General features: G+C 73.3%; 11 protein-coding genes. 5 read left to right on the top strand and 6 right to left on the bottom strand.

All coding sequences use genetic code 11. The features are described from left to right. Window positions 1-63: 63 nt before the first annotated feature. A complete protein-coding gene (locus tag ACTMSW_RS27485; protein ID WP_441183599.1) occupies window positions 64-1,314 on the bottom strand; it encodes an acyltransferase family protein in 1,251 nt (416 codons plus the stop codon). 193 nt (window positions 1,315-1,507) lie between these two features. On the opposite strand from ACTMSW_RS27485, the gene ACTMSW_RS27480 reads away from it, so the two are divergent. Next, window positions 1,508-2,119, top strand: coding sequence for an alpha-ketoglutarate-dependent dioxygenase AlkB (locus ACTMSW_RS27480; protein ID WP_441183748.1), 612 nt, complete (start codon window positions 1,508-1,510; stop codon window positions 2,117-2,119). 198 nt (window positions 2,120-2,317) lie between these two features. Here the strand turns inward: ACTMSW_RS27480 and ACTMSW_RS27475 are convergent, their stop codons facing one another. The 4 genes from ACTMSW_RS27475 to ACTMSW_RS27460 form a co-directional block, all read right to left on the bottom strand. Next, a complete protein-coding gene (locus ACTMSW_RS27475) occupies window positions 2,318-2,836 on the bottom strand; it encodes a TrmH family RNA methyltransferase (RefSeq protein WP_441183598.1) in 519 nt (172 codons plus the stop codon). 157 nt (window positions 2,837-2,993) lie between these two features. Beyond that, window positions 2,994-5,477 (bottom strand): DNA gyrase/topoisomerase IV subunit A, encoded by a 2,484-nt coding sequence (locus ACTMSW_RS27470; protein WP_441183597.1) that lies wholly within the window; start codon window positions 5,475-5,477, stop codon window positions 2,994-2,996. Window positions 5,478-5,509: 32 nt separating this feature from the next. Beyond that, a complete protein-coding gene (locus tag ACTMSW_RS27465) occupies window positions 5,510-7,567 on the bottom strand; it encodes a DNA gyrase/topoisomerase IV subunit B (RefSeq protein WP_441183596.1) in 2,058 nt (685 codons plus the stop codon). 188 nt (window positions 7,568-7,755) lie between these two features. Beyond that, window positions 7,756-8,199, bottom strand: a complete 444-nt coding sequence (locus tag ACTMSW_RS27460; protein ID WP_441183595.1) for a DUF5990 family protein — start codon at window positions 8,197-8,199, stop codon at window positions 7,756-7,758. Between the two features lie 175 nt (window positions 8,200-8,374). Here ACTMSW_RS27460 and ACTMSW_RS27455 point away from each other — a divergent pair, with 175 nt between their 5' ends. Further along, window positions 8,375-9,031, top strand: coding sequence for a class I SAM-dependent methyltransferase (locus ACTMSW_RS27455; RefSeq protein WP_441183594.1), 657 nt, complete (start codon window positions 8,375-8,377; stop codon window positions 9,029-9,031). Window positions 9,032-9,234: 203 nt separating this feature from the next. After that, a complete protein-coding gene (locus ACTMSW_RS27450; RefSeq protein ID WP_441183593.1) occupies window positions 9,235-10,494 on the top strand; it encodes a hypothetical protein in 1,260 nt (419 codons plus the stop codon). A gap of 124 nt (window positions 10,495-10,618) precedes the next feature. Here the strand turns inward: ACTMSW_RS27450 and ACTMSW_RS27445 are convergent, their stop codons facing one another. Beyond that, entirely contained in the window at window positions 10,619-11,257 is a 639-nt protein-coding gene (locus ACTMSW_RS27445) for a class I SAM-dependent methyltransferase (protein ID WP_441183592.1), read from the bottom strand. 291 nt (window positions 11,258-11,548) lie between these two features. Here ACTMSW_RS27445 and ACTMSW_RS27440 point away from each other — a divergent pair, with 291 nt between their 5' ends. Next, window positions 11,549-13,201, top strand: a complete 1,653-nt coding sequence (locus tag ACTMSW_RS27440) for a carbamoyltransferase family protein (protein ID WP_441183591.1) — start codon at window positions 11,549-11,551, stop codon at window positions 13,199-13,201. Then, window positions 13,198-14,205 carry a glycosyltransferase family 2 protein gene (locus ACTMSW_RS27435; RefSeq protein WP_441183590.1) on the top strand — a complete coding sequence of 336 codons (1,008 nt, stop codon included), beginning with the start codon at window positions 13,198-13,200 and terminating at the stop codon, window positions 14,203-14,205. The genes ACTMSW_RS27440 and ACTMSW_RS27435 overlap by 4 nt, the downstream gene beginning before the upstream one ends. Window positions 14,206-14,260 lie beyond the last annotated feature (55 nt).

Genomic DNA, 14,260 nt, shown 5'->3' with positions numbered 1-14,260 from the left:
CCGCACTGCCGGCGGGCGTGTCGACGCCCATCCTTCACCCGCGATCCACCAGGGTGGACACCGCTAGAGGCGGTCGCCGTGATGCGCGTACACCCGGGGCGTCTCCTCGTCCCCGGCCCGGGCCGACGGGACGGACCGCGCCGGCGTCGGCGCCGCCGACGGACCCGGCACGGCACCGTCCTCCCGGTCCCCCGCGGGCGCGGGCGCCGCGCGGCGGCGCGGCCCGAGCAGGCGCGTCATCGGCGTCTCCACGAAGCGGTGCAGCAGCCCGGCGAGGACCAGGTTGACCAGTCCGAAGCCCACCACCACCGCCGGGCCCCACCACCCGGTCAGGCCGACACCATGGTGACCGGTGAGGCGCAGCACGGTGACCATGACGAAGACGTGCACCAGGTAGAAGGCGAACGACACCTCACCGAGCCACACCATGGGCCGGCTGCGCCACGGCGTCCGCCGACCGCGGACGTCCGCGTCCGCGGCGGCGGTGATGACCAGGATGTACGCGACCGACAGCAGTCCCGCCCACAGCTCGGCGCGGATCCACTCCCCCGCGACGAACCAGGTGGCCACGAAGACGACGGTGGCCACGCCCAGCCCCGGCCCCCGCCACCGGCCGCGTCGCATCAGCTCGGCGGCGGCCACGCCCATCCAGAACTCCAGCGACCGCACCGGCGGGAAGACCTGCGTGAACCACCAGCGGCTCTCCTCCGGCACCAGCTGCTGCGCCGGCCAGAGCGCGACGATCAGCAGCGGTACGGCGACGACCACCGCCCACAGCACACCCGGACGCGTCCGTTGGATCAGCGGCAGGGCGAACGGCAGGCACGCGTAGAAGAACAGCTCGCAGGAGAGCGACCAGCTCACGTTGTTGACGCTGTAGAAGATGCCCGGCGTGGGATCCCACGCCTGGACGAGCAGGAGGTTCTCCACCACGGCGCGGGGGTTCACCGGGTCGGCCATCGCGTACCCGACCAGGAGCACCACCGCGAACATCACCAGGTGGTTCGGGTAGATCTTGGCCAGCCGGCGACGCAGGAACGTCCGCTTCGCCTCGCCCGGTCGGGCCGACCACACCAGCACGAATCCACTGAGGATGAAGAAGAACTGCACACCCGACAGGCCCAGGGTGAACAGCCGGTCGACGACCGCCTTGTAGGCCGGCTCCGCCACGATCCCCATCGTGCCGGCGTGGAAACCGAACACGAGCATCGCGGCGATCCACCGCAACCCGGTCAGCGACGGCAGGCGACCCGCCCCGCCGGAGGCGCGGGTGCCGCCGGACGCGACCTGGTCGGCGACGGGTGCCGCCGTCACGCGGACCGGCCCACGGTCGTCGGGAACACCAGCACGGCGGCAACTCCTTCACGCTTCGCGTCACCGGCCGTGCCCGCGGGTCGGGGCTCGTGGCCGGAGGCCGACCGCGACCTTACCCGGCGGGCCGTTATCGTACGGGTGTTCGACGGTGGGGTACGATCGGGGCGTGGCGGACGTCGCGTACCAGCCCTCGATGCTGGATCTCGCCGAGGAGGGCCCCGCCCTGGGGCCGCTCACCGGTCACGTCACCCGGCACCAGCTCGGCCGAGGCGCCTGGGTCGACCACCTGCCCGGCTGGGTCCGCGGCTCCGACCACGTCCTCGACGTCCTCCTGGGCGACGTGCCATGGCGTGCCGAGCGCCGCCGGATGTACGACTCGGACGTCGACGTCCCCCGACTGCTCTGCTGGTACGGCGCCGGCCGGTCGCTGCCCCACCCCGTCTTGACCACGGCCCGCGACACGCTCACCCGGCACTACGCCGAGGAGTTGGGCGAGCCCTTCGTCACCGCCGGCATGTGCCTCTACCGCACCGGCCGCGACAGCGTCGCCTGGCACGGCGACACCCAGGGCCGCTCGGCGCACACGGACACGATGGTCGCCATCGTCTCCTTCGGCTCTCCCCGCCCACTCCTGCTGCGCCCGCGCGGCGGCGGCGCCCCGAGCCTGCGGTTCCCCCTCGGGCACGGCGACCTCGTCGTGATGGGCGGGTCCTGCCAGCGCACCTGGGAACACGCCATCCCGAAGACCGCCCGCCCGGTCGGCCCCCGGGTCAGCGTCCAGTTCCGCCCCGCCGGCGTGGCCTGACCCGCCCCGCGCCCTCACGCCCGCGCCTCCGCGCCCTGCGCCGCCCACGCCCACGCCCCACGACTTCATTGAAGTCGGGGCATCTCTGCCACCGGGACACCCCGACTTCACGGAAGGCGAGTGGATCAACCCCGGCGGGCGCTGCGCAACCCCGCGCGGCACAACCCCGCGCCGCCCCGACCGGCAGAGCGGCGCGGGTCAGAGGAGGCCGGCCAGTTTGTAGAGGACGAGCGAGCCGGCGACGGCCACGTTGAGGCTGTGGCCGGCCCCGACCATGGGGATCTCCACGGCCGCGTCCAGGCTGTCGAGCGCCTCCGGCGGGATGCCGCCCTGCTCGTGCCCGAGGACGACCACGGTCCGCCCCCGGGCGGCGGGCAGGTCACCGAGCCGGATCGCCTCGTCGGCCAGTTCGACGCCGAGGATGCGACTGCCGGCGGCCCGTTCGACGGCCAGCCAGCGCAGCGGTGAGCCGACCCGGTGCACGCAGCCCGGCCGGCGCAGCGTGTTGCCCCGGGCCACGGCCTCGTCGACCCAGCGGAACGGCGGCACCGCGAGGCAGGCGCCGACGGCATCGCAGGTGCGCAGGAGCGTACCGAGGTTCGCGCCGTGCATCGGCCAGAGCGGGGCCGCCACCAGGTGGCCCCAGCAGCGGTGCGGGCGGGTACGGCGGGCGGCCCGCAGCTCACGGGACGGTCGGACCCGGATGGCCGCGGTCATGCCGCGACGGCGACTCCGCCGCGGAAGGAGAAGACGAGGAACATGCGAGGTGTGCTTCGCGGCGCACACGAGCCATCGACGATGACAGAGCCCGCCCATTGTAGGCCGGCGGGACCCGCGGACGGCAGCACGCCGGCGGGCCCTGTCGGGCAGCGGGTCAGGGACGCTCGACCTGGTGGCCGATCACCGTCGGGCCGAGCATGACGGCGAAGCCGGAACCGTCGCGGCGCGGGTCCGCCGCCGGCAGCTCCACCGGATCGCCGTTCGCGGTGGCACCGACCGGGCGCGGACCGACCCACGCCGCGACCACGTCGGTCTCACCCTTGAGGAACCGCTGGGCGCGTACGCCGCCGGTCGCCCGGCCCTTCGCCGGGTACGCCACGAAGGGCGTCACCTTGACGGTGGCGCCGGTGGAGGTGACCACCATCGGGTCGCCGTGCGTGGGGTCGTCGGTGCGGACAGCGCCGAAGAACACCACCCGTGCGCCGGCCGGCACGGTGACGCCGGCCATGCCACCGCCCTTGAGGCCCTGCGGGCGTACCAGCGTGGCCGGGAACCGCAGCAGGGACGCCTCGGAGGTGACGAAGGTCAGCGACTCGGCGCCGTCGGTCAGCCAGGTCGCTCCGACCACCTCGTCGCCCTCGCGCAGGCCGATCACCTCGAACTCGTCGGACCGCACCGGCCAGTCCGGCGCGCACACCTTGACCACGCCCAGCCGGGTGCCCAGCGCCAGGCCCGGGGACCCGTCGGCCGACGACCCGAGCGGCGCCAGGCCGACCACCGTCTCCCCCGGCTCCAGCGGCACCAGCTCCGCGGCGGACATCCCGCCCCGCAGCGACACCGTGCCGGCCTGCTCGGGCAGCACCGGCAGGGGCAGGACGTCGACCTTGAACGCCCGGCCGGCGCTGGTGACCACGAGCACCCGGCCCCGGGCGGTCGAGTGCACGACGGCGCGTACCGCGTCGTGCTTGACCCGACCCTGCCGGCGGCGCCCCTCGGCGGTCTCCTCCGACTCCGCCGCGGTCCGGGCGACCAGCCCGGTCGCGGACAGGATCACCTGGCAGGGGTCGTCGGCGACCTCCAGCGGGCCCGCCGGTACGGAGGCGGCGAGGACCTCCTTGAGATCACCGTCGACCAGGTGGGTGCGGCGCGGGGTGCCGAACTGCTTGACGACGGCGGCCAGCTCGTCGGAGACGACCTTCCTGAGCACCTTCTCGTCGTCGAGGATCGTCGACAGCTCGGCGATCTCGGCGCGGAGCTTCTCCTGCTCGGCTTCCAGCTCGATCCGGTCGTACTTGGTGAGCCGGCGCAGCGGAGTGTCCAGGATGTAGGTGGCCTGGATCTCGGAGAGCGTGAACTTCTGCATCAGGCCGTCCTTGGCGGCCTGCGCGTCCTCGCTGGCCCGGATCAGCTTGACCACCCGGTCGATGTCCAGCAGCGCGATCAGCAGGCCGTCGACCAGGTGCAGGCGCTCCTGGCGCTTGCGCCGCCGGTACGCGCTGCGCCGGGTCACCACCTCGTAGCGGTGCGCCAGGAACACCTCCAGCAGCGCCTTCAGCCCGAGGGTGCGTGGCTGCCCGTCGACCAGCACCAGGTTGTTCACGCCGAAGGACTGCTCCAGCGGGGTGAGCCGGTAGAGGTCGGCGAGCAGCGCCTGGGGGTTGACGCCGACCTTGCACTCGATGACCAGGCGGGTGCCGTTCTCCCGGTCGGTGAGGTCCTTGACGTCGGCGATGCCGGTGAGCCGCTTGGTCTTCGTCACCTCGGTGGTGATGGCGGCGATGACCTTCTCCGCGCCGACGCCGTACGGCAGCTCGACGACGGTGATGGCCTGCCGACCGCGGCTGCCCTCCAGGGGACCGATCTCCACCTTGCCGCGCATACGCACCACGCCACGCCCGGTCTCGTACGCCCGCCGCACCTCGTCGAGGCCGAGCAGCAGGCCCCCGGTCGGCAGGTCCGGGCCGGGGACGAACTCCATGATCCGGTCCAGCGTGGCGTCCGGGTGGTTGATCAGCCAGCGGGCGGCGGAGACGACCTCGCCGAGGTTGTGCGGGATCATGTTGGTCGCCATGCCGACCGCGATACCCGATGCCCCGTTGACCAGCAGGTTGGGGAAGGCGGCCGGCAGCACCGTGGGCTGGGTCAGCGACCCGTCGTAGTTGGGCTCGACGTCGACGGTGTCCTCGCCCAGCTCGCCGACGAGCAGCATCGCCTCGCGGGACATCCGGGCCTCGGTGTAGCGGGCGGCGGCCGGGCCGTCGTCCGGCGAGCCGAAGTTGCCGTGCCCGTCGATGAGCGGCACGTTGAGCGAGAAGTCCTGGGCGAGCCGCACCATCGCGTCGTAGATGGCGGTGTCACCGTGCGGGTGGTACTTGCCCATCACGTCGCCGACGATGCGGGCCGACTTGACGTGCCCCCGGTCGGGGCGGTGGCCCTGCTCGTGCATCGACCAGAGGATGCGCCGGTGTACCGGCTTGAGGCCGTCCCGGGCGTCGGGCAGGGCCCGGCTGTGGATGACCGAGAACGCGTACTCCAGGTAGGAGTCGGAGACCTCGGTGACCAGGGGGTTGTCGAAGACCCGCGCGCCGGCCTGGTCGAACGCGGAGAGGTCGACCTTCGTTTCCTTGCGGCGTGCCATGGCTCAGCTTTCCCCTCGAACGACAGCGGTCGTCATGCGTCGATCGCCTCCCGGTCGACCCGGTCGGCGGAGTCGATCAACCAGTTGCGGCGCGGCTCGACCTTCTCCCCCATGAGCAGGTCGAGGATGCGCTCGGCGGCCTCGACGTCGTCGAGGGTGATCCGGCGGACCGCCCGGGTGGCCGGATTCATCGTGGTCTCCCACAACTCGTCGGCATCCATCTCACCCAGACCCTTGAAGCGCGGGATCGGGGTGACGATCTGCTTGCCGGACTTCTCCAGCTTGCGGACCGTCGACTCCATCTCCGCCTGGGTGTACGTGTAGATCGTCTGCGGGTTGCGGCCCTTGGTGGTGATCTTGTGCAGGGGCGGCATGGCCGCGTACAGCCGGCCGGCCTCGATCAACGGACGCATGTAGCGGGCGAAGAGCGTGATCAGCAGCGTGCGGATGTGCGCGCCGTCCACGTCGGCGTCGGCCATGATGAGCACCCGCCCGTAGCGCAGGGCCGACAGGTCGAACGTGCGGCCGGAGCCGGCCCCGAGCACCTGCACGATCGCGGCGCACTCGGCGTTGTCCAGCACCTGCTGGAGGTTGGCCTTCTGCACGTTGAGGATCTTGCCCCGGATCGGAAGTAGCGCCTGATACTCGGCAGATCGGGCAAGTCGCCCTGTTCCCAAGGCGCTGTCCCCTTCCACGATGAACAGCTCGCTGCGCTCGATGCCGGCCGACCGGCAGTCGACCAGCTTGGCCGGCATCGCCGCGCCCTCCAGGGCGGTCTTGCGGCGGGCGGCGTCCTTCTGCTGCTTCTGGGTCAGCCGCACCCGGGCCGCGTCGACGATCTTCTGGAGCACCGTCCGGGCCTCGGCCTTGGTGCGCCGGTCCTCCAGCCACGCCTTGACGTGCTGCTCCACCTGCGACTGCATCACCTTGGTGATGCCGGCGGTGGACAGCTCGTCCTTGGTCTGCGACGTGAACTGCGGCTCCGGGATCCGGACGTGCACCACGGCGGTCATGCCCTCCAGGACGTCGTCCAGGGTGGGCGCGTCCTCCTTGGCCTTGAGCAGGCCGCGGGTGGTACGGATCGCGTCGGCGAGGGTGCGCGCCAGGGCCCGCTCGAAGCCCTTGCGGTGGGTGCCGCCGTGGGCGTTGCGGATGGTGTTGGTGAAGCACTCGACGGTGCGCTCGTAGCCGGTGCCCCAGCGGAAGGCCACCTCGACCTCGGCGCGGCGCTGCACGTTGGACTGCATGACGCCGTTGGCGTCGGCGGCGTTCTCCCGGTAGGTGCCCTCGCCGGTGACCAGCAGGGTGCCCGAGACCGGCCGGTCGCCGGAAGGCGCGAGGAACTCCACCATGGCGGTGAGGCCCTCGGGATAGTGGAAGCGCTCCTCGGTCGGCTCCTCGCCGGTCTCGTCGCGCAGCCGGTAGTCCACGCCCGGGACCAGGAAGGCGGTGTTGCGCAGCTTGGTGCGGACGGCCTCCACGTCGAGGGCCGCGCCGGTCTCGAAGTAGCGGGCGTCGTGCCAGTAGCGGATCGAGGTGCCGGTGCGCTGGCCGCGCTTCATGCCGCCGACGACCTGGAGGCCGGGGCCGGCGGTGAAGGGCGCGTCCGGGCCGTCGCCGTCGAAGACCCCCGGTACGCCGTGCCGGAACGACATGGCGTGGACCTTGCCGCTGCGGCGGACCGTCACGTCGAACCGCCGGGAGAGCGCGTTGACCGCCGACGCGCCGACGCCGTGCAGGCCGCCGGAGGTCTTGTAGCCGGAGCCGCCGAACTTGCCGCCGGCGTGCAGCCGGGTGAGCACCAGTTCCACGCCGGAGATGCCGGACTTGGCGTGCACGTCGGTCGGGATGCCCCGGCCGTCGTCGTCGACCTGGACGGACCCGTCGGCGTGCAGCGTCACCGTGATCGTCGTGGCGTGACCGGCGACACCCTCGTCGGTGGAGTTGTCGAGGATCTCGTTGACGAGGTGACCCACGCCACGGCTGTCGGTGGAGCCGATGTACATGCCGGGCCGCTTGCGGACAGCGTCCAGCCCCTCGAGGTGCGTGAGGTCGTCGGCCCCGTACAGGGTCTCAGGCTCTGCGGTCAACTGGTCGTACTCCCCGGTCTCGGCGGTGTGCTGCCGCTTCCCGGCGGGTGTGGCCGGCGCGGCACGCCGCAGCGAGCCTAGCCGTACGCCCCGACAACGCCGTGGACGCCTGCTCGACCCGCCGCATCCGGCTCAACCGGCGCGGACGCCGGACGATTCCGGTGGGTGACCCGGTCGACACCCCGCCGTTACTCCACGGTCCAGGTGATGTGCGCCGGGCGGACCCGGGCGCACAGGGGCCCGCCCTCGGCGTCGGTCAACCCGAGTCGGCCGACCAGTGCTCCCGCACCGTCGTACGCGGCGCGCAGCAGATCGCCCGGGACGTCGCCGAACACCAGCTTCGCGCGGCGGAACATCTCGAACTCGTCGCCCGTCACCGCACCCCAGCTGAGGTAGAGGAACCGCGCCCCGGGGCGCCCGTGCACCCACGGCCCGCCGACGTCGAGCAGCCCGTCCACGTCGCGGCTGGTCACCTCGATCTCCCAGGTCGCCTCGGACGCGTCGGCTCGCACGCGGTCGACCACCTCGGCCCTGCGTTGCATCCCGACGTGCACGTTGCCGAGCCGCAGCGCGTCGGCCGTCGCGCCGGCGCGCCGCCCCGGCAGGTCGCTGCCCTCGATCCGAATCCGCACGGTCCGACTCTAGGACGCGGCTACGCCCGTCGTCGGTGCACCGGCCGCGCGGGCATCGGCGTGGACGGCACGGCGGGTGGGCCCGTCTCGGCCTTCTCCGAGCGCACGCAGCAGGTCACCGGGTTGACCTACCATGGGCTCGCCCGCGGACACGCGTGCCGAAGGGGGCCTGGCGATGCGCGAGGACGATGCGGACCGGCTCGCGGCGGAGTCCCTGGCGGCCGGCGATCCGACCGGCTGGTTCGACCGCCTCTACCGAGAGGCGGCGCGGGGCGCGGCGGTGGTGCCCTGGGAGCGCACCGCTCCACACGGCCTGCTCGTCGACTGGACCGCCGCGCACCGGGTCGCCGGCGACGGACGGCGGGCCGTCGTGGTCGGCTGCGGGTACGGCCGGGACGCCGAGCACGTCGCCGGTCTCGCCTTCGCCACGGTCGCCTTCGACATCTCCCCCACCGCCGTGGCCGCCGCCCGGGAACGGCACCCCGACTCCGCCGTCGACTACCGGGCCGCCGACCTGTTCGACACGCCGGCGTCGTGGCGGCACGGCTTCGACCTGGTGGTGGAGAGCATGACCGTCCAGGCACTGCCGCTGCGGCTACGGCCGGCCGCGACCGCCGCGGTGGGCGAGTTGGTCGCGCCGGGTGGCACGCTGCTGGTCATCGCCGCCGGGCGCGGCGACGACGACACGCGGCCCGCCGGGCCGCCCTGGCCGCTGAGCCGCGCCGAGGTCGACGCGTTCGCCACCGGGGGCCTCACGCCCGTGCGGGTCGAGCACTTCCAGGACCCGGAGGGCGTACGCCGCTGGCGCGCCGAGTTCCGCCGCGCCGCCTGAGTCACCCCTCCTCCGGTACGCCCGGGATCCCGCACGCGGCTGCCCGGTGGATGCCGCACGCCTGCTCGACGGCGTGCGGCCCGCCCTCGTATGGCAACCCGTGAACGATCCTGTTACAAGGCATTGACGTTCGTCACATGAAGATGATCTGATCGCGCTCTCGGAGGATCTTTCACGTTTCGATGGACAGCTGGAGGGCGTCAATGTCCCGATTCCGTCGTACCGCCGCGGCGGCGGTGCTCGCCGTGGCCACCGCCGCGCTCACCACCGCCGTCGGCCTGTCCGCTCCCGCCACGGCGGCGCCGCCCACCGCCGCGGTGGCCCTCGGCGACAGCTTCATCAGCGGCGAGGGGGCCGGGGCGTACACCCCGGTGGTCGACGCCAACGGCGTCGCGCAGGGCTTCCCGGGGTGGACCGCCCCGAACAGCAATGCGTTCTTCTGCCACCGGTCGGCGAACGCCTCGCTGCACCGGGCGAACCTGCCGGGCATCCAGGACCGGTTCAACCTGGCCTGCTCGGGCGGCCAGCCGCACGACATCGCCGCCGCGTCGTCGGCGCGGACCAACGGCCGCCAGGTCGCCGCGCAACTCGACCAGCTCCGCGCGGTCGGCCGGACCCACGACATCGACCTGGTCCTGCTCGGGCTCGGCTCGAACAACAGCTCGTTCACGTTCGGCAGCGTCGCGGAGAAGTGCGCCAACCGGTTCATCGCCGACGCCTGGACCGGCTGGTGGGAGTTCTGGGCGTACCTGAACGGGCCGGTGGAGCAGAAGCCCTGCTCCGACGCGGACCTGGCCACCGCCGCGCAGCTCAGCGCCGCGACGACGGAGACCACCGCCGCCGTACGCCAGATCCTCACCACGCTGCGCGAGATCGACGCCGACGGCCAGCACCGGGTCGTCTTCCAGGACTACACCAACCCGCTGCCGTTCGACCTCGACCCGACGTTCCACAGCGAGGACAGCCGCGACGACACCCGGGACAAGTTCCGCGCCCTCGGCGCCGAGCGGTACGCGGCCGGCTGCCCCATCCACCGGGCCAGCCTGCTGCCCGGACACCGCTTCTCCCAGGGTCTCGGCACGATGGTGAAGTCCAGCCGGGACACCCTGGCCGCCGAGTTCCCCGGCGCCGACCTGGTCTACCTCAACGTGCAGCGGGCCTTCGACGGCGCCCGGCTCTGCGAGTCGTCGGCCAGCCCGGCCGGTACCCTGGCCACCCCGATCCGGCTCCAGGACGACCCGCCGAGCGGCACCTTCGTCACCAACCTCTCCGGGTACGACAAGATCGCCATCCAGCGGATCGCCAACACCTGCGTCACGTACTTCCAGACCTGCCAGGAGTCGTGGCACCCGAACGCCACCGGCCACCAGGTCCTCGGGCAGTGCCTGACCGGCGCCGCCGCGACCACCGCCCGCGACGTCTCCTGCACCCGCACCCCCACCGGCACCATCACCATTTCCTGACGTGCGGCTCCGCGATCTTGCACTTTGTGTCGGTGCCAAAGTGGCATTCAGGACAGAACGGCGACCACAAGTGCAAGATCGCGGGGCCTGCCCGGGCCGGGCGGAGCCGGGCGGGACAGGGAGGTCAGAGGTGGGCGGTGCCGAGGGCGTGGGGGGTGGGGGGCATCGGGATGCTGGTGTCAGGGAAGGGGAAGCGGTCCAGTTCGCTGATGGTGAAGCCGGCGGCGCGGATGGCACCCACCGTGTCGCGGCTGGTGTGGCAGCCTCCGCAGACCAGCGGCCACAGCGTCGCGTCGACCACCCGTTGCGCGCGGCGCAGGCCGGGCGTCTCCGCGCGTACGTGCTCGAAGAAGCGCACCTGACCGCCCGACCGTAGGATCCGGCAGGCCTCGCGCAGCGCGGCGGCCTGGTCCGGCACCGAACAGAGCACCAGGGAGAAGACCACGGCGTCGGCCTCGCCGTCGGCCACCGGCAGCGCCTCGGCGAGTCCGTCGGTCACGGTGACCGGCACCGGGGCGCGCGTCGCCGCCTCCTGGGCCGCCGCCCGCAGCCGGGGTTCCGGTTCGACGGCGAGCACGTGGGTGACCGTGGGCGGGTAGTACGCGAAGGCCCGCCCGTTGCCCGCACCCACCTCCACCACCCGGCCGGTGAGGCCGGCCGCCACCCGACGGCGGTACACGGCCACGCCGGCGCGATCCATGGTGTCGGTGGCGCGTTGGTACATCCACGCGAACACCGGGCGGGAGACCTTCCCACCGGACATGCCGTCCTCCTCCGAGAGCGAGCGGGTCCGGCGCCGGCATTCACCGACGCCGCAGTCGTGGGCGGCGACCGCCGAGGGAGAGCGGCCGACGAGGATGCCGACGCTACCTGCTCGCGACGACCGGAACGGGCCGTCGGAGCGTACGACGGGTGGCGGCCCGTGACGACCACATGACGTTTCGTATCGGCAGGCCGGCTCCACCCTCGAATCTCCACACGCGACCGACACCCGCGTCGGAGAAGTCGATGATCTACAGGTTAGGAGGAGAAGCCGAGGGTAGGGACCCTGGTCATGCGGGTCCTTGGAATCAACGCGATCTTTCACGATCCGGCGGCTGCCCTCGTGGTCGACGGCCGCGTGGTGGCCGCCGCCGAAGAGGAGCGGTTCAGCCGCCGTAAGCACGGGAAGCGTCCCGTGCCGTTCTCGGCGTGGGAACTTCCCGAGTTGTCCGCCGCCTGGTGCCTGGCCAGCGCCGGTGTCGACGTCGACGACCTCGACGCCGTGGCCTACTCGTTCGACCCGGGCCTGTGCCGGCCGGCCGACAGCCTCGGGCTCGCCGACCCGTGGGACTGGCTGCGGGTCGAGTACGCGCAGCGTGCGCCGCAGTTCCTCGCCGCCGCCCTGCCCGGCCTCGACCCGGCGAAGGTGCGGTTCGTCCCGCACCACGTGGCGCACGCCGCGTCGGCCGGCCTCGCCGCGCCGCCGGGCGGCGACGACACCGCCGTGCTCGTCCTGGACGGGCGCGGTGAGGTGGCCAGCCACCTGGCCGGCGTCTACTCCGACGGCCTGCTGAACCCGCTGTACGCGCAGGAGCTGCCGCACTCGCTCGGCCTGCTGTACGAGGACCTGACCCGGCACCTGGGCTTCCTGCACTCCAGCGACGAGTACAAGGTGATGGCTCTCGCCTCGTACGGGAAGCCGAAGCACCTGGGACTGCTGCGCGACCTGGTCCGGGTCACCCCGGAGGGCGGCTTCACCATCGACACGATCGACTGGGCGAGCATGGCCAAGGCGCGTACCGCCGACGGGGAGATGACCGACGACCACGCCGACCTGGCCGCCAGCGTGCAGACCCGGCTGGAGGAGGTCATCCTCGACCTGTCCGGCTGGCTGTACGACGCCTCCGGCGGTGCGTCGACGATCGCGCTGGCCGGCGGTGTCGCCCTGAACTGCGTGGCGAACGCGCGCCTCGCCGCCGAGGGTCCGTACCGGAACGTGTGGGTGCAGCCGGCGGCCGGCGACTCGGGCACGGCGCTCGGCGCCGCCCTGCACGTGGCCCGCGACCTGGGCGACCGGTCCACCCCGATGGGTGGCGCGGACCTGGGGCGCGGCTGGTCGGACGAGGAGCTGGAGGCGGAGCTGCGCCGTGCCGCCCTGCCGTACTTCCGGCCCGACTCGATCGCCGCCGAGGCCGCCCGGGTGCTGGCCGACAACGGCATCGTGGCCTGGTTCCAGGGGCGCAGCGAGTACGGTCCGCGCGCCCTGGGCCACCGGTCGCTGATCGCCCACCCGGGCGACCCGGCCACCACGGCCCGCATGAACGACGTCAAGGGGCGGGAGCAGTTCCGCCCGATCGCCCCGATGGTCCGCGCCGACCGGTTCGCCGAGATCTTCGAGGGCGTCTACCCCAGCCCGTACATGCTGTTCGTGCATCGGGTGAAGGAGCAGTGGCGGGACCGCATCCCGGCGGTCACCCACGTCGACGGCACCGCCCGGGTGCAGACCGTGCACGACGACACCGAGCCGGTGGTCGCCGCGATGCTCGCCGAGTTCGAGCGGCTGACCGGCCTGCCGGTGGTGGTGAACACGTCGCTGAACACGGCGGGCCGGCCGATGGTGGACACGCCGCGCGAGGCGATGGAGCTGTTCGGGTCCGCACCGGTGGAGCTGCTGGCGCTCGGCCCGTTCGCGGTGCGGCGGGGCGCGCTGGGCGGTGACCGGTGATCAGCGTCGTGGTGCCGACCCTCGGCCGGCCCAGCCTCGCGGTGCTGCTCGACGCGCTCGCCGCGCAGGTCGCCGACCTGCCCGACCCGGAGGTCCTGCTGGTCGACGACCGCCGCGACTCCACCGGGGAGCTGGCGGTGCCGGGGGCGCTGGCCGCGTACACGAAGGTGTTGGTCGGGCCGGGTGCCGGCCCGGCGGCGGCCCGCAACGTCGGCTGGCGTGCGGCCCGCTCCCCCTGGGTCGTCTTCCTCGACGACGACGTGGTGCCCGACAGCGGGTGGGCCCGCCGGCTGGTCGCGGACCTCGCGGTGGGCAACCGCGTCGGCGGCGCGCAGGGCCGCGTCGCGGTGCCGCTGCCCGCCGACCGGCCCCCCACCGACTGGGAACGCGGGACCGCCGGGCTCGCGGAGGGCGCCTGGATCACCGCCGACATGGCCTACCGCCGGGCGGCGCTCGCCGAGGTCGGCGGGTTCGACGAGCGGTTCCCGCGCGCCTACCGGGAGGACGCCGAACTGGCCCACCGGGTCCGGCTCGCCGGCTGGGACCTGGTCCGGGGGCAGCGGTCGGTGACGCATCCGGTACGCCCCGAGGACCGCTGGGTGAGCCTGCGGGTACAGCACGGCAACGCTGACGACGCGTTGCTGCGCCGGCTGTACGGGCCGGGGTACCGCAGCGCCCTGGAGCTGCCGCCCGGTCGACGCCACCGGCACGTCGCGGTCACCACCGCCGGCGCGCTCGCCCTGGCCGCCGCCGCGCTGCGTCCCCTGGCCCGGCCGGCGGTCCGGCCGGCGCTGGGCGGTGTCGCGCTGGCCGGTGCGGTCGCCTGGGCGGTCGGCACGGCCGAGTTCGCGCGGGCCCGGATCGCGCCCGGTCCGCGTACCGCCGACGAGGTCGGCACGATGCTGGTGACCAGCGCGCTGATCCCCCCGCTCGCCGTCACCCACTGGGTACGCGGCTGGTGGCGCAGCCGCACCGAGGACCCCGGGCGGGCCGTTGATGTTTGAGACTCTTGCCCCGGGCAACAGGTCCGGCATGGCGGGTGCCCCGATCGGTCCACGT

Origin of the sequence: Micromonospora sp. BQ11, assembly GCF_052068135.1 — a bacterium.
GTDB lineage: Bacteria > Actinomycetota > Actinomycetes > Mycobacteriales > Micromonosporaceae > Micromonospora.
Note: the sequence above shows the minus strand (reverse complement) of the source record. Positions and strands in the feature narration are given on the sequence as shown.

What these genes read in the sequence shown, in the direction of transcription:
- ACTMSW_RS27440 (WP_441183591.1), top strand. Translation starts at nt 11,549, where the DNA reads ATGCGGGTCCTTGGAATCAACGCGATCTTTCACGATCCGGCGGCTGCC.
- ACTMSW_RS27480 (WP_441183748.1), top strand. Translation starts at nt 1,508, where the DNA reads ATGCTGGATCTCGCCGAGGAGGGCCCCGCCCTGGGGCCGCTCACCGGT.
- ACTMSW_RS27450 (WP_441183593.1), top strand. Translation starts at nt 9,235, where the DNA reads ATGTCCCGATTCCGTCGTACCGCCGCGGCGGCGGTGCTCGCCGTGGCC.
- ACTMSW_RS27455 (WP_441183594.1), top strand. Translation starts at nt 8,375, where the DNA reads ATGCGCGAGGACGATGCGGACCGGCTCGCGGCGGAGTCCCTGGCGGCC.
- ACTMSW_RS27470 (WP_441183597.1), bottom strand. Translation starts at nt 5,477, where the DNA reads ATGGCACGCCGCAAGGAAACGAAGGTCGACCTCTCCGCGTTCGACCAG.
- ACTMSW_RS27475 (WP_441183598.1), bottom strand. Translation starts at nt 2,836, where the DNA reads ATGACCGCGGCCATCCGGGTCCGACCGTCCCGTGAGCTGCGGGCCGCC.
- ACTMSW_RS27445 (WP_441183592.1), bottom strand. Translation starts at nt 11,257, where the DNA reads ATGTCCGGTGGGAAGGTCTCCCGCCCGGTGTTCGCGTGGATGTACCAA.